The following is a 19,374-nucleotide window of genomic DNA, read 5'->3' as shown; positions in this document are numbered from 1 at the left end:
TTAAAAACATATTTGAGTATATTGGCCTATTATAAGTTTAACCTAAGTCACCCATGCACCCACAAGTTACTGATTACATCAACGCGTCCGAGAAACACAAAGAAACCCTTGAAGCGCTGCGCCAACTCCTGCACGACACGGTACCCGGCGTAACCGAAGAATTCAAGTGGGGACGGCCTGTTTTTCGCTCCAGCAAAGACTTTACATACCTCAAAACAGCCAAAACATACATCACGCTCGGCTTCTTTCATTTCGACAAACTCAACGACCCAAACGGTTTACTGGAAGGCACCGGAAAAGATATGCGCCACATCAAGATCAAAAACGTGCAGGACATTGACCGGGAGCTTCTGAGCGACTGGTTTAAAGCGGCAGCGGTATAGCTAAACATGCTGGTTGCCGTATACCTGCCTATGCAAACCGAGAAAGAAAAAATGCTGGCAGGAGAGCTCTACGACCCGCTGGACAAGCAATTGAGTGACGAGCGTCTACGCACGCGCCTGCTCCTGAAAGAACTTAATGACAGCCGCGAAGACCAGGTAGAAGAGCGCAGCCGCATCCTGAAAGCCCTGATTCCAAACGCAGGGGAAGAACTCTGGCTACAGCCTCCTTTTTACTGTGACTACGGCTCCAATATGGTCGTGGGCGATAGGGTTTTCTTTAACTTCAACTGTGTAGTGCTTGATGTAATGGAGGTTCGTATCGGCAGCCGCACCCTTTTCGGGCCCAATGTGCAGGTATACACCGCCACCCACCCCATGGATCATCAGGTACGCGCCTCGGGTGTGGAGTACGCCAAATCCATCCGCATTGGCGAAGACGTCTGGATTGGTGGTAGCGCTGTCATCTGTCCTGGTGTGAGCATCGGCAACCGCAGTGTAATCGGTGCAGGAAGTGTGGTAACGAAAGATATACCCGCCGATGTGTTTGCAGCAGGCAATCCGTGCCAGGTAATCCGGACACTTTAACGCCGCCTATACCTATGCCTATACCACAAAGGGCCTCTCCGTTTCCGAAGAGGCCCTTTTGTTATTTCTACCTTCAAAGGTCTTTTTCCTTTATCAGGAAATTCTTTATCAGGAATTTATACCAGTATTCTCACCGGATTTTCGAGCAGATTCTTGAATGTCTGCAGGAAAGCGGAGCCAACGGCACCGTCCACCACACGGTGGTCGCACGACAGCGTAACCTTCATCACGTTGCCGATCCTGATCTGTCCGTCGCGCACTACCGGCGTTTGCTTGATACCACCCACAGCCATGATGCAGGCATCCGGCGGGTTGATGATGGCAGTAAATTCTTCGATACCGAACATACCCAGGTTAGAGATCGTGAAGGTGTTGCCCTCCCAATCTGATGGCTGCAGCTTTTTGCTCTTTGCTTTGCCGCCCAGGTCTTTCACTTCAGCAGCTATGGTTGAAAGCGACTTGTAGTCAGCGTTGCGTACCACCGGTACCAGCAGGCCTTCTTCTACCGCCACAGCCACACCGATGTTGATGTGCTTGTTATAACGAATCTTATCGCCCAACCACGAAGAGTTCACGGCAGGGTGCTGACGAAGCGCCGCAGCAGCCGCCTTGATCACCAGGTCGTTAAACGATACCTTCACCGGAGACACTTCGTTGATAGACACACGTGCTTCCATCGCCTTGTCCATGTCGATTTCCATGGTCAGGTAGAAGTGCGGAGCTGAGAACTTGCTCTCGGCCAGTCGACGCGCGATCACTTTGCGCATCTGCGACACGTTCACTTCTTCGTACGAATCGGCCGGTGCACCAGGTATAGCCTGTGCAGTCGGAGCGGCAGCAGGAGCCTTGGCAGCTTCTTTCTGCGGCGCGGCAGATGGTGTGAAGTTCTCCACGTCGCGCAGCACAATGCGTCCACCCTCACCCGATCCTTTGATCTGGCTCAGATTAAAGCCTTTTTCTTTTGCAACTTTTTTAGCAAGCGGAGAAGCTTTGATGCGGCCATTTGATTCAGCGGCAGCTTGCTCTGTTTCGCCGGCAGGCACTTTCGTATCCTGAACTTTATCTTCAGTCGTTTCCTCGGTACGGGCTTCGATGTTCTCGTCAGACTGCGCGTTTTCTTCGCGTGAACGCTCTTCTTTACCGCCTTCAGCATCGAGCAGGGCCTGGTAGTCAGCACCTTTCTCGCCGATGATCGCGATAACGGCGTCAATGGCTACAGAGTCGCCAGCGTTTACGCCAGTATAAAGCAGCGTTCCATCTTCGTACGACTCCAGTTCCATAGTGGCCTTGTCAGTTTCTACTTCGGCCAGTACATCACCTGAGCTCACTTTGTCGCCTACTTTCTTCAGCCACGACACCAGCACACCTTCGGTCATGGTATCGCTCATCTTCGGCATGCGGATCACGTTAGCCTTGATGCTGGACGTATCTACAGAAGTTTTGGCAGCAGGGGCATCAGCTTTGGCCGGAGCCGCTTCTTTCTTCTCTTCCTGCTTAGGAGTTTCTTTTTTCTCCTCTTTTGGTTCTTCTTTGGCAGCTGGCTCAGCTTTACCGCCTGCCTCGCCCAACAGGCCGGAAATGTCTTCGCCTTCCTTGCCAATGATCGCTATTACAGCATCAACTGGTACAGAATCGCCTTTCTGCGGACCAATGTGCAACAGAGTACCATCTTCGTATGATTCCAGTTCCATGGTAGCCTTGTCGGTTTCCACCTCTGCCAGAATATCGCCGGCGCTTACCTTGTCACCTACTTTCTTAAGCCAAGATGCAATCACCCCCTCCGTCATCGTGTCGCTCATCTTAGGCATTCGTATCACTTCAGCCATAATTTATCGTCTTGTTTGTTCGCCTGTTTCGTCTAATCAATAAAGCCCAAAATTAGACCTAAAAATATTTTATTCAAACTATACCTCTTAAATTGTTGTGACAGAGAATTTATACCTGCACATCCTGCAAATGGGCCACATCGCAGTACTTCTTCACGGCAAACATACTTCCCGTAAAATCGAGTTGATAAAGGCACAGATTCTGGTGCTCAAACTGGTCCATGCAACGCAGCGGATAGCACAACAGCTGACTCAGCAATATGCGCATGGCGCGGCCGTGCATGCAAATTAAAACGTTTTTCTCCTCCGGACGGCTGATGATCAGTTCTATCACGGGTTTCTGGCGGGCAGCTACCAATTCAGGACTCTCCCCTCCTTCTATGCATATACCTGTCTCGCCCTCGTTCCAGGATTGCAGCATGCGGTGGTAGTAAGCATCCTCTTCCGGTGTGATGCGCGTGCCTTCTCTCGTGCCCCAGTTGATCTCATTCAGACCGGCGTGGCGCTCGTGAGCTATCCCTTTGTCGATAAAGCCCTGCACCGACTGGATGCTGCGCTGTAAAACAGAAGTATATACCTTGTCGAAGGGAATGTGTTGGTATTTTTCGAAAAAAGCGGCCGCCTGTCTGCGCCCCAAGTCGTTGAGGGACGCATCCACACCGCTGCCCTGTACAATGCCCTGCAGGTTAAAATCGGTTTGTCCGTGACGGATCAGGTATATTTTCTTAATACTCAAAATTGATTTACTTTTGCCCCTTTACCAATACGAGAATGCGAAGTTAGCATTCAAAGCCTATACAACATGGATTCTACGTTAGAAAAACTGCAGGATTGGAGTAAAAACACAATGGTGGAGCACCTCGGCATCGAATTGACTTCATTTAAGGATGGTATTTTAACGGCTAAGATGCCGGTTGACAAACGCACCCACCAGCCGATGGGCCTGCTGCATGGCGGGGCTTCTGTGGCCCTGGCCGAAACACTTGGCAGCATTGGCGCCGCCCTATCCGTAGACCTAAGTCAGAAAGCCTGTGTAGGACTTGAGATCAACGCGAACCACATCCGGAGCGTGCGCGAAGGCTGGGTATACGGCGAGGCCAAAGCCCTACACCAGGGCCGGAGCACACAGGTATGGGAAATCAAAATTTCTTCTGAATCCGGCGATCTGGTGTGCCTGAGCCGCATGACTGTAGCCGTAATCGATAAAAAATAAGGTATGGAACAGGCAGCTGGAACAGGAGGAGAACGCACTTATACCTTAGAGCAAGTGTTATCGGCGGCACTGCAAGGGCAGCAGGCCATTGCCGTCTGGCGACTGCCTTTGCAAACCGAAGTGCAGGCCTACGTTTCTTTTGCCCCGCATTTAACTTCGGCTATAACTGAACTGGAGTCAAGCCCGGCTGGTTTTCTCTTCTGCCCTTTTGTGACGGAAGGGATGCACGACCATATTTTCCTGAAAGCCGACATCCGCTACAGCTCCCTAACCCGCCAACTCAGCTACGCCCCAGATGCGCCCGCTACGCAGGTGGATTTATTTACAGAAACTCTGACACAGATTGAAACCGGGAAACCTGCCGCATGGCCTATACCTGCCAAACCTGCCCGCCACGCCGACCGCAACGAAGAGACCTTCAAGGCGGCTGTGAGTCTGGCAGTGGATGTGATCCGGGCAGAAACTATGGAAAAGGTGGTGCTCTCCCGGATTAATACCACGCCTCTACCGGAGGGTTTCAGTCTGCTCAAAGCCTTTGAAAAAATGCAGTCCGCCTATCCCAACGCCTTTGTTTCGCTGGTGGCTATACCTGGCGTGGGTACCTGGCTCGGCGCCTCGCCGGAGATTCTGGTGAGCATGGACCAGCAGCAGGTATTCAAGACGGTAGCACTGGCCGGCACACAACCCGCCTGCGAAGACGGTTCTACGGCCAACGCCATCTGGCGGGAGAAGGAAATTGAAGAACAAGGTATGGTGGAGCGCTATGTGCTGAGCTGTTTCAAAAAACTGCGCCTGCGCGAGTATACTGAAGTAGGTCCGCGAACCGTAACCGCTGGCAATCTGATGCACCTGCGCACCGACTTTAAAGTAGACCTGAAGGAAGTGGACTTCCCCACACTCGGTACTGACATGCTGCGCCTGTTGCACCCTACCTCCGCCGTTTGTGGACTCCCCAAAGAACCTGCTCTGCGCTTTATCCTGGACCACGAAGGCTACGATCGAAGCTATTACAGCGGTTTTTTAGGCCCCGTGAACAGCAATGTCGGCACACACCTTTTTGTTAACCTGCGCTGCATGCAGCTATGGCAGCATGAAGCCGTACTGTACGCGGGAGCTGGCATTACGGGCGATTCCTCCTCAGAAAAAGAATGGCAGGAAACGCAACACAAACTCCAAACAATGGGGAAAATACTGGCGGAGTTTTAAACAATGAGTGAGTTTTTGATTGAGTGAATGGCTAATTGTTTTATATTAGATTTAGCGGATGAGTAATTAATTAACATTACAACCATGTTTCATGTAAAGTCCAGCAGAAGCCTAGCTAAAACAGGATAAAAATCAACACTTTAACCACTCAACAATTCGCTCATTCACTCAATCACTAATTCAATCATGATCCTTCAGCCTGTAGTCAATATTGCCGAGATATGCGCCCGCAAGGGAGTAGAAAATGTAGTATTGTCGCCGGGCTCGCGTTGTGCACCCCTGACAATAGCCTTTGCCCGCCACCCCATGCTGACCGTGCGCACAGTGAGCGATGAACGCGCGGCAGCTTTCATTGCCCTGGGCATGGCGCAGACGACAGGTAAACCGACCGTGCTGGTTTGTACCTCGGGCACGGCAGCACTCAATTATGCTCCTGCCGTGGCAGAAGCTTATTTTGCGCAGGTGCCTTTGCTGGTGCTCACCGCCGACCGCCCGCCGGAGTGGATCGACCAGCTTGACGGGCAGACGATCCGGCAGGAGCAGGTATACGGACAGCACATTAAACGCAGCTTCAGTTTCCCGGTCGTGCTTGAGCACCCCGATGCCGTGTGGCATACCGAGCGCATGGTGTCGGAGGCACTGAACGAGTCGGTGGCCTTCCCTGCTGGGCCAGTCCACATCAACGTGCCGTTGCGGGATCCTTTTTACCCAACCCAAGACGAAGCCCTGCAGTTTGATGATCAGGTAAAAATTATCGAAGATGATGCCAATGCCTTTGATTTAAACCCGATGCACTCGCTAAAACTGCAGCAGGAAATGCTCTTTTTTAAGCGCGTAGTGATTATAGCAGGGCAGGGAAATCACGACCCGAGATTGTTGCAGGCCCTGCACACATTCATGGGATCGACGGGTGCTGTGGTGGTAGGTGATATCATCAGCAACACGCAGCAACTAGCTGGCGTGTTGCGCCACCAGGACGCAATTTTTGCGTGTCCTGATCCGGAGAAAATGCAGGCATTGCAGCCCGACCTGCTGGTCACTTTTGGCAAATCGGTTATCTCTAAAAGTCTGAAGCTATACCTGCGCCAATACAAGCCAAGGGCGCACTGGCACATACAACCGGCCGGACAAGTGGCCGATACGTTTCAGTCGCTTACCCGCATTATCCGTTGCACACCTGACAGCTTTTTCCGCAGCATGGCCGGCAGTACCCGCGAAGATGCTGGTTACATCAAGTCCTGGACAGGTATAGAAGCCAGGGCAGGCAATTTCCTGAAAGAATTCATTAAAACGGCTCCTTACAGCGAATTGACTGCCATCAGTCGGGTGCTCAATAACCTGCCGCAGCAGAGCAATCTGCACCTGGCCAACAGCATGGCGGTGCGTTATGCTAACATATTAGCCTTACGACCCGAACAGAACGTGCAGGTATACGCCAACCGCGGCACCAGCGGCATCGATGGCAGCACCAGCACTACAGTTGGTTGCGCCCTCACCAGCCAGGGCATCACCACCCTACTCACAGGCGACATGGCCTTTTTCTACGACCGCAACGGTCTCTGGCACAATTACCTACCAGCTAACCTGCGCATCGTTATCATCAACAACCACGCTGGCGGCATTTTCAGACTAATTGATGGACCAAAGCGCCAACCGGAGTTGGAAGAGTTTTTCGAAACACACCAGCACCTTAACGCCCGCAATACAGCACTTGACTTTGGCCTGGGCTATACTGCCTGTCAGTCGCTGGAGGATTTGGAGCAAGCGCTCCCTGCTTTTTTCGCACCCGATGCCGGAGCAGGTATACTGGAGATCTTTACTGACAGCAAACAAAACGCTACGGAGTTTACCGCTTATAAGCAGGCGCTGTTGAAGGCTTTGTAAGGTATAGGCAGGTATAGCTTGTTAGAATCAGGATTTACAAAGGGTCCCTACCCCACAGATTTTAGGATTGGATTACCCCATCCCGGCCTTCCCCTAACCCCTCCTTATCTAAGGCGGGGAACCTGTTGCTGCTATCTCATAGATATAGACTCCGTAGCATCTGTAAAACAGCACTGACAGGTATAGCAAGACGAACTTGCCCCTAAAGCTATGAAACAGCTCGCTGTGCTAGAGGTGCACCTAAATGACACTCCACTGTTGGGGGTGAAAGGGTCCCCCTGTCAAGAGCGTTCAGCGAGTGGGGGTAGGGGGCCCTCGATTTGGGGAGTCTTGACTTTTTTGCCTACTGGGGGTAGGGGCCCTCTATTTTTCATCAAGGAAAAAATAGAGGGCCCGCCGCACAGGCAAAGCTACAAAACAAAGCATCTGCTATACCTGAAAAGCCACCACTACACCAGCTAGAAAACAGCTTCATCCTATACCAAATTCACATAACCGCTATACCTGCAACAGCAGTAACAATACCTCAACCTAAACCCGTCGCTAAGACAAAAACCCCACCCCCTCGATATATCCTTCATTTCATCATCCATTTGGCAGCACGATTCGTTTAAATAATTGTACATCAATTTGTTAAACCTAAAATCATACAGCCATGAACTTAACGCAAGACATGCACCGGATCGAGCATTGGGCTGATACACACCATCCGGTTTGGGTAGACTTTCTACGCATGGCGCTGGGTATCTTTTTATTCGTGAAAGGCGTCATGTTTATCCAGGATACAGAGGCTTTGCAAAACATCATGCACAACAGCCAGTTTCAGTGGGTTTCGTTTGGGATGGCCCATTATGTGGCTTTCGCGCACCTGGTAGGCGGACTGCTGATTGCCATGGGTCTGGTTACGCGCATCGCCATTCTGTTTCAATTACCGATTCTGCTGGGAGCCGTGTTTTTTATTAATCCGCAGCGGGGATTTTACTCTGAAAACACAGAACTCTGGTCTTCTATCATTGTCCTGATTCTGCTGGTAGTCTTTTTGATCCTGGGCTCCGGCCGTCTTTCTGTCGACAACCTGATTAGCCGGCCAGAAAGAGATGTGCTTTATTAGGACCCGGTATTAAATCTGCCAATTTCTGAGGCCTGCCACCTTTCTCCAGTCTGAGAGAAAGTAGGGCAAAGTACGGACGACTAAAATCAAATTCCGACAAGTTTCTCTATACCCTGGCAATGGAAAGCGAGTGTACTTTATTTCCCAAAACCAGAGAAAACAGAACTGGTGCAATTGTAAAGCCCTTTCAGCTAAAATTATACCTACCCATATTTAGGTCTTAAACCCGATTCTCGTAATTTTGAGTAAAATTAACGGTAGCCATGCCTGTGCAGAACGCGTAAGGTATAGCCTGGCACCATGCTGGTTGCGGAAGCAGAAAGCTATACCTGCCAGGCTCCGGAAAGTAAAAAATGTACATGCAGCGAGGCAGTATACATACTGCTTTTGCTTCAAATATTGAGACACTCCATGACGCAAAGGTTCCTGACCCTAAACGGAAAGAAGCTCTACTATGATGAAATAGCAGCCTATTCCTTCCGAAATAGCGTGCCACTCAACGGCTACGAAGCGAAGACCCTCGAATTTTGCCGCGACTGGCTCAACGGAGTGCAGGAATTCCCGATACATACCTCCGGCTCTACCGGCACACCTAAGCTGATCACGCTCACGCGCAAGCAAATGGAAATCAGTGCCCGCCGCACCATCAAGTTACTCGGCCTGAAGGCAGATGAGCACATGCTGGTATGCCTCAACACAGAGTATATTGCCGGTATGATGATGATTGTTCGCGGACTACTGGCGGATATGCAGATGACCATTGTAGAACCTGTAGGAAATCCGCTCACGCTTACGCCCGCTGACGAAACCTATCACTTTTCTTCTTTTGTGCCAATGCAGTTGCAAACCATTCTGCACGAGAACGGCAGTGCCTTGGAACGTCTGAGCAACATGAAGGCAATTCTGGTGGGCGGGGCTCCGGTGAGTTTCTCGTTGCAGCGTGAACTGCAGCAGCTGCAGGCACCGGTATACCATACCTATGGCATGACGGAAACAGCCTCTCACATTGCCCTGCGCCTGCTCAATGGCGCTGACGCAGCCGATTATTACGAAACCACGGAAGGTGTAACCATTAGCCAGGACAACCGCGGGTGCCTCACGATTAAAGCTGATATCACAGAAAACGAAACACTGGTAACCAACGACATCGTGGAAATTCTCACCCCTACCCGATTCCGCTGGGTAGGCCGTGCTGATAATACCATCAATACCGGCGGCGTGAAAGTGCAGACTGAAGTAGTAGAGGTAGCTGTTTCTGAGGCATTGGCTGATCTGGAGCAGGCACCACGTTTCTTTGTAGCTTCGCAGCCCGACGAACTGCTGGGCGAAAAAGTGATTCTGGTGCTGGAAGGTAAACCTCTGCCAGAAGACGAAGAGCAGCAGGTAATGGACAAAATGCGCAGTATTTTGCGGAAGTTCGAAATGCCGAAAGATGTTTACTACAGTCCCGCTTTTTCTGAAACTGCCACCGGAAAAGTGTCCCGTTTGCGCACCATGCAGAAGCTCGGACTCGAGACAGATTAAAACAGGTATAGCGCTATCGCGTAGTAGGGTAAAACAAAACTCCTTACTATGCGATCATTATCCTTTCTTAGCCTGATTTTACTCACAGCCTTTTCCTTGCAAGGCTGCAGTGGCGGACTCTTTTCCTCAAAAGCCCCGGTAACGCTAACCGAAGCCTGGGCTACCGACAACACCCTGCGCACGCCGGAGTCGGTAGTGTTCGACCGTGAACGCAATGTGCTTTACGTTTCCAACATCAACCAGACAAGCAAAGACCGCAAAGATGGCGACGGTTTTATCTCAAAACTTAACCCTAATGGCGACGTTGATCAACTCTACTGGGTTTCTGGCCTGAATGACCCAAAAGGGATGGCCCTGCACAACAACATACTTTATGTGGCCGATATGGACGAGATTATCGCTATTGCCACCCAAACAGGCGCCGTACTGGCCCGCCACAAAGCCGACAAAGCACAAATGCTCAATGATGTGACCGTTGACAATGCAGGCAATGTATACGTGTCTGATTCGCAGCGTGGCGCCATTTACCTTTTCCGAAACGGACGTGTCAGTCACTGGCTTGATACCAAACGTGAGCGGCCAAATGGCTTACTATACGACAATAATCGCCTGATCGTGGCATCGTTCAACACCGGCAAGGTTCGTTTTCTGGATACTGAACGGCAGGATTTCACCGACTGGACTGACAAGATTCCTTCGGCAGATGGAATTGCACGGGTTGGTACAGATGGTACGCTGGTATCGAACTGGAATGGTGAGATTTACTATGTAGATATCAATGGCCGGAACTGGAAAATTCTGGATACGAAGAACAAAAAGATCAATGCAGCGGATATCTTCTATTCTGAAGAGCAGGGAATGCTTTATGTTCCCACCTTTCTGGACAATCGCGTGGTCGCATACCGCGTTACCTTCTAAAAAAATTGCACTGATTTCGCAGTAATTTACTGAACAACCCAAACTCTGGCTCAAAATATGTATAGCTCAGGTATACTTAAAGTGCTGGAGATAAAATATGAAAATGAAACAAACATACCTGCTGGCCGGCGTCTTATTGCTGGCTGGTTATAGCGCCAAGGCGCAGGAAAACTCAACCCAACTTCCGCCTGTGGAGCAAAAACAGCTGGAAGAAGCCAAACCGGATACCATTACCCGAATGGAGACGCTGTCAGGTATATTCCTGAATCCGACCAAAAAAGGCACCTTTGTGCTGGATTTTTCTCAGGAGCTGAATGAAGATGCCAGGCTGGAAGTGAAAAACAAGGCCGGCAAAATGGTTTACCAGAAGCCTGTGAGCATCACCAAAAACCAAAAGGCCTGGAAATTTGATCTTGGCAAACTAAGGCCTGATGTGTACCTGGTGGAAGTTAAAACCTCCGATACTACGTACTGGACCAAGTTTAAGGTTGGAAAGTAATATTCCTTCCAGCTACAAAAAACGCCCTTGTCTACAGGTATAGACAAGGGCGTTTTTTATTATTTCACTTTAAAGACTATACCTGACTCCATTGCTGCACCACATGGTAGAGTAACGAGGCCGCAAGTTTGGCGGTGCGATTATCTATGTCGAGCGTCGGGTTAAGTTCTACCACATCCAGGGTGAGCAGTTTGCCGCTGCTGATAATTTCCTGTAGCAGGATCAGGGCAATTTCCGGATGTATACCCAGGGCAGCCGGGGCGCTCACACCGGGCGCATAGGCCGCAGCAAACACATCCAGGTCAATGCTCACATACAATACATCCACCAACGCCATAAATTGCTGCAGTTTCTCGCGCAGCGTTTCATAATTGTATACCTGCATGGCGGGTGCGAACACGTAATCAGCGCCATATTCCCTGGCTGTGTTGAAGAGTTTCTGCGTGTTGCCATACTGCTGTATACCCAGGCATAAGTAATTGAACTCCAAGTTGCTGTTTATCAAATCGTCGGCCATTTGCAGAAAGGGCGTGCCGGAACTTGACTGTTTCTCGTAGCTGCGCAGATCGAAATGGGCATCGAAGTTGATAATGCCGAGTTGTTTGTCTGCTGGCAACGCCTGTTTTATCCCCAGAAAGTGTCCGTAAGCTGTTTCGTGTCCGCCTCCAAGGATGATCGTTTTGTATGTATTCGACAACAGCGCGTGTACCTTCTTGCCGAGTTGATTCTGGGCCTCTTCCAGGTTCTGGTTGGTGCAGTACACATCCCCGGCGTCCAGCAAAGCAGTGCCTTCTTCCAGGTGCCAGGCAAACGAAGCCATGGCCTGCCGTAGCGCTGGTGGTCCCTGCACCGCTCCTTCCCTTCCCTGATTCCGCTGTACTCCCTCATCGCAGCAGAAACCTAGAAAAGCAATCGCCTGTTCAGCCCCGGCCGGTTCAGTCGCCTCACTCAAATTGAGCAACTGTACACCTTGGTGCCAACGCTTTCCATCCTCGCCATCAGTAGCGTCTACTCTGCCTTTCCAGGTGCCGGGTGCTGTGGGTTTGTACATTTATTTGTTGGTTGAATTGTTGATGGTTGAATTGTTAATCGGGGAACGTTATACAAACCCTAAGTTTGGACACAGAAGGAACTCAGGCAGCAACAGATGCTATACCTCTATGCCCCGCTTCCATACCTTAGTTGGCTTTAGTTTGCCTTGCTGGTACAGGATTTCTCTATAGTTGTCGGTTGGGAAAGCGATCAGATCGGCTAGTCTTCCTTTCTCAATTGTACCCCGGTCGGACAAATTCAGTGCCTTTGCTGCACGAACAGTTATACCTGCAAGTGTTTCGGCGCTAGTGAGTTTTTCGGCTGCGCCCAACAGTGCGGCTTGCATTAAAAGATCACCCATTGGCGCAGAGCCAGGATTCCAGTCGGTAGCAATGGCAAGGCATAGACCGCCGTCGAGCATTTTGCGGGCAGGTGCGTAGTGCATACCTAAACCCAATGACGCACCCGGCAATACTGTAGCCACCACACTGGCTTCCCGCATCAAAGCAATTTCTGCGGCAGCGCTGGCCTCCAGATGGTCAGCGCTGACAGCTCCGGCTTCGGCCGCAATGCGGCTGCCACCTGTGCTGAATTGGTCGGCGTGCACCGTTATCTCGAAGCCCATTTCCCTGGCCGCATTTAGGTACTCCAGCGAATCCTCTTCGTTGAAAGCTGTGTCTTCGATGAAAATATCCACCCGGTTGGCAAGACCCTGCTCCTTTATCTGAGGTAAAAGCTGCGTTACAACTTCCTGTAGGTATAGACGCGAGTCGGTGTGCTCCGGGGGACGCATGTGTGCTGCCAGACAGGTAGGTATAAGCTCCAGCGCATGGTGATTGTTGACGAGTTGAATCGCCTCGAGCATTTTCAGTTCCTCCTCAGTCGTAAGTCCGTAGCCGCTTTTTACCTCGCAGGTAGTAACACCTTCTGTCAGATGACGGTCGCAGCGCTTCCTGAGCAGTTCTACCAACTCTACCAGACTGGCCTCGCGGGTTTTGCGGACGCTATCCAGTATACCGCCCCCACTGCGGGCAATCTCCAGGTAAGTTTTCCCGGCGACGCGCATGGCATAGTCGTTGGCGCGGGATCCGGCAAAGCAGATGTGTGTATGGGCATCGATCAGGCCGGGCAGGAGCACCATGGGCTCAGCAACTTTCTGCAAGCTATAGCCTTTCTCCTGTGCAATATTCAACAGTTGATCATACCTCCCCAATAGCACGATATGACCATCATAGACCAGTACACCGGCGTTCTCAAGCACCTCCAATTCTTCATCCACAATTGGGCCCGCCTGCGGCAAACCAGCCATCGTTACCAGCTGCTTGAATGGACCGATTAAAGTATGATTGTTATCCTGTTTCATAGTTTTAAACTGTTGCCTGTTATACCTGTGCTGACCTTCATTTCAAACGAATCTGAAAATCAAAAGTGATACAGTTTCAAAGGTCAGGGATCAATAAAACTTGCTTCTCAGGTATAGGAAATGAATATAAAATTTGCCCTCCCCTATGATGCAAGAGAGGGCAAATTTAACCTTATAAGTTTAAGCCAAATTTCTCGGCATTAGCCTGCGCAGTTTCGTACCCGGCGTCGGCGTGGCGGAAGATGCCCATGGCCGGGTCGTTGTGCAGCACACGGCTCAGACAACGATCAGCACGTTCGGTACCGTCTGCCAGAATCACCATACCTGCATGCTGTGAATAGCCTATACCTACGCCGCCACCGTGGTGAAACGATACCCAGGTAGCACCGCCCGCCGTGTTGGACATAAGGTTGAGTAGTGGCCAGTCGGATACGGCATCGGATCCGTCCAGCATACCTTCGGTTTCGCGGTAAGGTGATGCTACAGAGCCGCAGTCGAGGTGGTCACGACCAATCACAATCGGGGCTTTCACTTTGCCATCGCGCACAAGTTGGTTGAACATGAGACCGGCTTTTTCGCGCTCGCCCATACCCAGCCAGCAAATGCGGCACGGTAATCCCTGAAACGCTACTTTTTCTTCGGCTTCGTCCAGCCATTTGATCATGTGCGTATTCTCCGGGAAAAGTTCTTTCAGTGCTTCGTCGGTCACGCGGATATCTTCCGGATCGCCGGAAAGAGCGGCCCAGCGGAAAGGTCCTTTACCTTCACAGAATAATGGACGCATGTACTCCGGCACAAAACCCGGTATGTTAAAGGCATTCGGCTCACCGCCCTGCTGCGCAAACTCGCGCAGGTTGTTGCCATAGTCAAAGGTGCGGCTGCCACGACGCTGCAACTCCAACATAAAGCCAACGTGACGGGCCATGCTCTTGAGCGAGCGGGCTTTGTACTCCTGCGGATCACTTTCGCGCACTGCCAATGCTTCCTGCAGAGTCATTCCATATGGCACATACCCGTTGATCGGGTCGTGGGCGGAAGTCTGGTCAGTCAGAATTTCCGGGGTGATATTGTCCTGAATCAATTTCTCCAGCACATCGCCTATGTCGCCTACCAAACCAATGGAGATGGCCTCGCCTTTTTCTTTGGCTTCGAGTGCCCAGCGTTTCGCTTCCTCATAGTCGTAGGTCATTTTATCGATGTAGCGGGTTTCGAGGCGTTTTTTGATGCGCTCCGGATCGATGTCAACGCCCAAGAAGGTCGCACCTGCAATTGTAGCAGCCAAAGGTTGTGCACCGCCCATACCGCCGAGTCCGCCTGTTACGAGCAGTTTGTGGCGCAGATCATCGTTGAAGTGGATTCTGCCGCAGGCCGCAAACGTTTCGTAAGTACCCTGCAGAATGCCCTGCGTACCGATGTAAATCCAGCTACCGGCCGTCATTTGGCCATACATCATCAGGCCACGCGCACGGAGTTCGTTGAAATGCTCCCACGTCGCCCAATGCGGCACAAGGTTGGAGTTGGCGATGAGCACACGCGGCGCCTCGGTATGCGTGCGCACCTTGCCCACTGGCTTACCCGATTGCACGAGCAAACTCTCGTCTTCTTCCAGGTTCAGCAACACTTCAATAATCTTCTGCGCATCTTTTACAGTGCGCGCTGCCTGCCCGATACCACCGTAGACAACAAGACGCGAAGGATCTTCGGCAACTTCATCGGTAAGGTTGTTGAGGAACATGCGCAGGGCCGCTTCACACTGCCAGTTTTTGGCGTTCAGTTCAGATCCGGTTGGCGGAATATAAGTCGGATGGTTGGCGTATTTCTGGATAAACCCGCTCACAGACAGGCCAGAGCGCTTCACAGTTTCGGTTGCAGTTACGTTATTCATAGGGGCTACGGTCAATTATTTCTGTTCAATATTCTTAAAAATAAAGGACAAAGGATAGAGAAATCATGCTTAATTTCATCCTCATACACATTATTACATCATTGTCTGAACAACAGTGCTTATGTTTCACATTCCGCTTGCTTCCCTCCGCGCCCAGTTCGGCGATATCGACATCTACCTGTTTGACCAGTTACTGAAAGGTCGCATTCAGAAAGGTATGCAATTACTCGATGCCGGTTGTGGCACCGGTCGAAATATAGCTTACCTGATGCAAGCCGGTGTGCCGGTATACGGAGCTGATATTTCAGCAGAGGCCATCGAAAAAGTCCGGGATCTGGCAACTGAAATAGCCCCTACGCTGCCAAACAAAAATTTTGTAGTCGCGGATCTGGATGCGCTGCCCTTTGCCGATGAAAAGTTTGACGTGGTGCTCTGCAGCGCCGTACTGCATTTTGCCCGAAGCGAGGAACATTTCAAAGGCATCGTGCGGGAACTCTGGCGTACCCTCAAACCGGGCAGTATACTTTTCGCCCGGTTCAGCACCACCATTGGACTGGAGGGAAAACTGCAGCAGGTGGAGGGTCGTTTTTACCGGATGGCACACGGCCCGGTCTGGTTTTTGGCTGATGAAAAGTTGGTGATTGATATGGAGAGAGAATTAAGAGCCGAGCGACTGGAGCCGCTGAAGACGGTGCTGGTAGAGCAGGATCGGGCAATGACAACTTGGGTGGTGCGGAAAGTTGCCTGAATTAAGATTTTCAGGATTAAAGAGGACCCCACCCCCCATGGATTAAAGAATTAACAGGATTCTCGTGCATGATTAACATCTACCTGCCCCCTTCAAAGGGGAGTTTCTTACCGTTGCCTTTTGACAGGTATAACTTTGTATCACAGCCCCACTAGCAGGGATAGCAAGATTAACTTGCCCCTCAAGCTATGAAATAGATCACATCAGCCAAGTGCACCCTTATGACTACCCCCTGTCAAGAGCGGTCAGCGAATTTGGGGAGTCTTGATTTTTTTCCTTGATGGGGGTAGGGGCCTCTATTTTTTCTTTATCGAGGGCCCCTACCCACTACTGTTCGAAACCTTGTCAAGTGACGAATTTTTCCATTTTGGCAGGGTCCCCTCCGCAGAGCAGCACGATCTGTCTGACTATTTCCACGTCCAATTCCTGGGCAAAGCGCAGCCTGGCGCGGCGGTCGCTGTCGAGCTTGTTGAGCTTGCGGTAGACGATGAGCAGCAGGGCCACGATCAGGGTCATGTAGCGCATGACCTGGATGCCGTTCACGTCCCGGGTGAGCAGGTGCTCGAGCTGCAGGTGCTGCTTGAGGAACTTGATGAGCACCTCGATCTGCCAGCGCTCCCTGTAGATAGCCGCTACCTGGTAGGCATCCAGCCAGGCGATGTTGGTGACAAAGCAGATCTGCTCCCCCGATTCCAGGGTGGCCTTGACCAGGCGCAGGGGCTTTTCGAGGTAGCTTCCGGGCTTTTCCCGGAAGCTCACCCAGGCATCGCTCAGCACGGTGAGGGTCGTCCCCTCGGGCTGCTGCCCCACGGCCAGCAGCTCCTCCATCACCCGAAGGCTTGCTTTGCCCCCCTCCAACAGCGAGAGCAGCAGCAGTTGGAACATCACCCGCCCGCTGAGCTTCTTGACCTGGTGGTCCACCCGCGTCCGGGCCGCCAGCTGCGAAAGATCCGCTTCAGGGATAAATGCCAATAAGTCCTTTGCCTTCATATCAGCCTCCTTTCATGTATGCCCGTTACATAATACGAACTTGACAAGGTTTCGAACAGTAGTGGCCCCTACCCCCATCAAGGAAAAAAGTGAGTGCCCACCGCACAGGCGAAGCAATGAAATAAGTATGTGTGCTATACCTATACCTAGGCAAGAGGCCCCACTATAGCAGACACGAGCGAGGACGCTCGAGCCATAGCATTTAGTCACCACAATGCTCCGTCAGTAATAATGTAAAGAGGAAGGAGTTCCCTGCTTCTTCCTCTTTACAACAAGTCAATATTTACTTACCTCCCATCACTCAACAACCCCATCGACTTCACCAGATTAACAAACTCAATCCGATACCCCTCTTCATCCTTACCACGAGCATTCTTCGCCAGTTCCAGCACCATCGGGAACGAGGCATTGCCTTTATGCTCGGAGTCCCGAAGCAGCATACCGCAGGCAGCTACTGCGGCTGAGAAACGGAAGTTGTCGGAAGTTTGCGTAAAAGGTATAGCCTGACTACTTACCGTGGTGGTGATCAATCTACTGGTCTCGCCATCCGGTTCTTTGTAGCGCAGTTTCATGGTGAGCATTTCGTCGGTTCGTTTGGCTTTCGGGTCGAGGTTTGTTTTCTGGTACTTTAGGTCATCCACTTTGCCAACCTGTGTCTCGGATGAGGCCCCTATTGGTACGATTTCATACAAAGCAGTGACAGTATGGCCTGAGCCCATATCACCAGCGTCTTTCTTGTCGTCGTTGAATTCTTCGTTAGCCAGTGCGCGGTTTTCGTAGCCGATCAGGCGGTAGGCTTTTACTTTGGCAGGGTTAAATTCGAGCTGCAGCTTCACGTCTTTTGCGATGGTGAAGAGGGTGCCGCCGAACTCGTTCACAAACACTTTCTGCGCTTCTCGGATATTATCAATGTATGCGTAGTTGCCGTTACCTTTGTTGGCCAGTTGCTCCATGCGCGAGTCTTTATAATTGCCTGTCCCGAAGCCCAAAACAGTCAGGAACACACCGGTTTCACGTTTCTTCTCGATGAGGCGCTGTAGTTCGCTGTCGCTGCTCATGCCCACGTTAAAGTCACCGTCTGAAGCCAGAATCACGCGATTGTTGCCACCCTTTACGAAGCTCTCCTCTGCTACTTTATAAGCCAGATTTATACCTGCGCCACCAGCCGTGGAACCGCCTGCTTCGAGCTTATCCAAGGCATCTATTATCTTCTTCTTTTCTTTTCCGGAGGTGGAGGGCAGCACCAATCCTGCCGCGCCCGCATACACCACCATCGACACCATATCCTGTGGACGAAGCTCCTCCACCAGCAACTTAAGACCGGCTTTCACGAGTGGCAGTTTATCCGTAGAGAACATCGAACCGGACACGTCGATCAGGAAAACCAAATTAGAAGCCGGCAGTTGGTCTGTCGCAACACGCTTGCCTTGCAAACCGATGTGTAGCAGCTGGTTGTTTTTGTTCCAGGGGCTGGCCGAGAGCTCGGTTGTTACCGAGAAGGGCGCATCACCAGTTGGCTGTGGGTAGTCGTAGTTAAAATAGTTCAACATTTCCTCGATGCGCACAGCATCAGAAGGCGGGCGCTGCCCCTGGTTCAGGAAGCGGCGTACATTGCTGTAAGAGGCGTTATCAACGTCGATGGAAAAAGTGGAAAGCGGATTTTTCTGCGCATCCAGGAAGGTGTTCTCTTTAATGAAATCATAGTTTTCGGTGTTGTGCACAAGCGGAGCGGTATCGTGCAGGGGTACGTGTGCTGGTGCATAGGTCATGTTTTCTACCGCATCTCTCCTTGAAAAAACACCTGCTACCTTACCTGCCAGTGCCCGGGGTATGCTTTGTTCAGTCACAACCACCTCATGCAGTGTATGGGTATCCAACTGTAATTTTATATCCACTACATTTCGCGTGCCCACCTTTGCTTCTTGAGTCCTGTAGCCGATGTAGCGGAACACCAGCACGGCGTTGTTGTCAGGTATAAACAAGCTGTACTTACCATGCTTGTCAGTGGCGGCGCCTTTGGTTGTGCCTTTAATGGTAATGCTCACGCCGGGCAGTGGATTGCCGCCATTCAAGTCGGTTACAGTGCCGGCAACGGTGCGATTTTGAGCGGTTGCAGTCAGCCCGAACAGGATCAGGGCGAAGAGCAGGAAGAGGTACTTTTTCATGGCTATTATGTTTTGGTTTCCGACATGATGCCACCTCCACAG

General features: G+C 51.2%; 17 protein-coding genes. 10 read left to right on the top strand and 7 right to left on the bottom strand.

All coding sequences use genetic code 11. The features are described from left to right. Window positions 1-53 precede the first annotated feature (53 nt). Window positions 54-383, top strand: coding sequence for a DUF1801 domain-containing protein (locus tag K3G39_RS00925; protein ID WP_220624281.1), 330 nt, complete (start codon window positions 54-56; stop codon window positions 381-383). Between the two features lie 30 nt (window positions 384-413). After that, window positions 414-968, top strand: a complete 555-nt coding sequence (locus K3G39_RS00920) for a sugar O-acetyltransferase (protein ID WP_220624604.1) — start codon at window positions 414-416, stop codon at window positions 966-968. Window positions 969-1,084: 116 nt separating this feature from the next. Here the strand turns inward: K3G39_RS00920 and K3G39_RS00915 are convergent, their stop codons facing one another. Together K3G39_RS00915 and K3G39_RS00910 are read right to left on the bottom strand one after the other, a co-directional pair. Next, window positions 1,085-2,794, bottom strand: coding sequence for a pyruvate dehydrogenase complex dihydrolipoamide acetyltransferase (locus K3G39_RS00915; protein ID WP_220624280.1), 1,710 nt, complete (start codon window positions 2,792-2,794; stop codon window positions 1,085-1,087). 109 nt (window positions 2,795-2,903) lie between these two features. Next, window positions 2,904-3,530 carry a histidine phosphatase family protein gene (locus tag K3G39_RS00910; RefSeq protein WP_220624279.1) on the bottom strand — a complete coding sequence of 209 codons (627 nt, stop codon included), beginning with the start codon at window positions 3,528-3,530 and terminating at the stop codon, window positions 2,904-2,906. A gap of 66 nt (window positions 3,531-3,596) precedes the next feature. Between K3G39_RS00910 and K3G39_RS00905 the strand changes: the two genes are divergently transcribed. The 7 genes from K3G39_RS00905 (at window position 3,597) to K3G39_RS00875 (ending at window position 11,149) form a co-directional block, all read left to right on the top strand. Further along, the gene (locus K3G39_RS00905; protein ID WP_220624278.1) at window positions 3,597-4,007 is read left to right on the top strand and encodes a hotdog fold thioesterase; all 411 of its coding nucleotides are present in this window, start codon (window positions 3,597-3,599) and stop codon (window positions 4,005-4,007) included. A gap of 3 nt (window positions 4,008-4,010) precedes the next feature. Further along, complete coding sequence (locus tag K3G39_RS00900) at window positions 4,011-5,213, top strand: isochorismate synthase (protein ID WP_255593703.1); 1,203 nt, start codon at window positions 4,011-4,013, stop codon at window positions 5,211-5,213. Window positions 5,214-5,399: 186 nt separating this feature from the next. Continuing rightward, a complete protein-coding gene (gene menD, locus K3G39_RS00895; protein WP_220624277.1) occupies window positions 5,400-7,097 on the top strand; it encodes a 2-succinyl-5-enolpyruvyl-6-hydroxy-3-cyclohexene-1-carboxylic-acid synthase in 1,698 nt (565 codons plus the stop codon). A 655-nt stretch (window positions 7,098-7,752) separates the two neighbouring features. Continuing rightward, window positions 7,753-8,208, top strand: coding sequence for a DoxX family protein (locus K3G39_RS00890; protein ID WP_220624276.1), 456 nt, complete (start codon window positions 7,753-7,755; stop codon window positions 8,206-8,208). A gap of 411 nt (window positions 8,209-8,619) precedes the next feature. After that, window positions 8,620-9,732: an AMP-binding protein gene (locus tag K3G39_RS00885; RefSeq protein WP_220624275.1), complete on the top strand. Its 1,113-nt coding sequence runs from the start codon at window positions 8,620-8,622 to the stop codon at window positions 9,730-9,732. Between the two features lie 48 nt (window positions 9,733-9,780). After that, window positions 9,781-10,650 (top strand): SMP-30/gluconolactonase/LRE family protein, encoded by an 870-nt coding sequence (locus K3G39_RS00880; RefSeq protein ID WP_220624274.1) that lies wholly within the window; start codon window positions 9,781-9,783, stop codon window positions 10,648-10,650. A 103-nt stretch (window positions 10,651-10,753) separates the two neighbouring features. Next, entirely contained in the window at window positions 10,754-11,149 is a 396-nt protein-coding gene (locus tag K3G39_RS00875) for a hypothetical protein (RefSeq protein ID WP_255593701.1), read from the top strand. A gap of 76 nt (window positions 11,150-11,225) precedes the next feature. Here K3G39_RS00875 and hutG read toward each other — a convergent pair whose 3' ends face one another. From hutG to hutU, 3 genes are all read right to left on the bottom strand, one after another. Next, the gene (hutG, locus tag K3G39_RS00870) at window positions 11,226-12,200 is read right to left on the bottom strand and encodes a formimidoylglutamase (protein ID WP_220624272.1); all 975 of its coding nucleotides are present in this window, start codon (window positions 12,198-12,200) and stop codon (window positions 11,226-11,228) included. Window positions 12,201-12,299: 99 nt separating this feature from the next. Next, complete coding sequence (hutI, locus tag K3G39_RS00865; RefSeq protein ID WP_220624271.1) at window positions 12,300-13,544, bottom strand: imidazolonepropionase; 1,245 nt, start codon at window positions 13,542-13,544, stop codon at window positions 12,300-12,302. 172 nt (window positions 13,545-13,716) lie between these two features. Beyond that, on the bottom strand, window positions 13,717-15,429 hold the full coding sequence (gene hutU / locus K3G39_RS00860) for a urocanate hydratase (protein WP_220624270.1): 1,713 nt from the start codon (window positions 15,427-15,429) through the stop codon (window positions 13,717-13,719). 121 nt (window positions 15,430-15,550) lie between these two features. Between hutU and K3G39_RS00855 the strand changes: the two genes are divergently transcribed. Continuing rightward, window positions 15,551-16,177, top strand: coding sequence for a bifunctional 2-polyprenyl-6-hydroxyphenol methylase/3-demethylubiquinol 3-O-methyltransferase UbiG (locus K3G39_RS00855; protein WP_220624269.1), 627 nt, complete (start codon window positions 15,551-15,553; stop codon window positions 16,175-16,177). Window positions 16,178-16,522: 345 nt separating this feature from the next. Here the strand turns inward: K3G39_RS00855 and K3G39_RS00850 are convergent, their stop codons facing one another. Together K3G39_RS00850 and K3G39_RS00845 are read right to left on the bottom strand one after the other, a co-directional pair. Next, window positions 16,523-17,149 carry a transposase gene (locus K3G39_RS00850; protein ID WP_220624268.1) on the bottom strand — a complete coding sequence of 209 codons (627 nt, stop codon included), beginning with the start codon at window positions 17,147-17,149 and terminating at the stop codon, window positions 16,523-16,525. A gap of 305 nt (window positions 17,150-17,454) precedes the next feature. Continuing rightward, window positions 17,455-19,332 (bottom strand): von Willebrand factor type A domain-containing protein, encoded by a 1,878-nt coding sequence (locus K3G39_RS00845; protein ID WP_255593700.1) that lies wholly within the window; start codon window positions 19,330-19,332, stop codon window positions 17,455-17,457. Window positions 19,333-19,374 lie beyond the last annotated feature (42 nt).

The sequence above is a fragment of the Pontibacter sp. HSC-14F20 genome (assembly GCF_019599265.1).
Taxonomy (GTDB): Bacteria; Bacteroidota; Bacteroidia; order Cytophagales; family Hymenobacteraceae; genus Pontibacter.
Note: the sequence above shows the minus strand (reverse complement) of the source record. Positions and strands in the feature narration are given on the sequence as shown.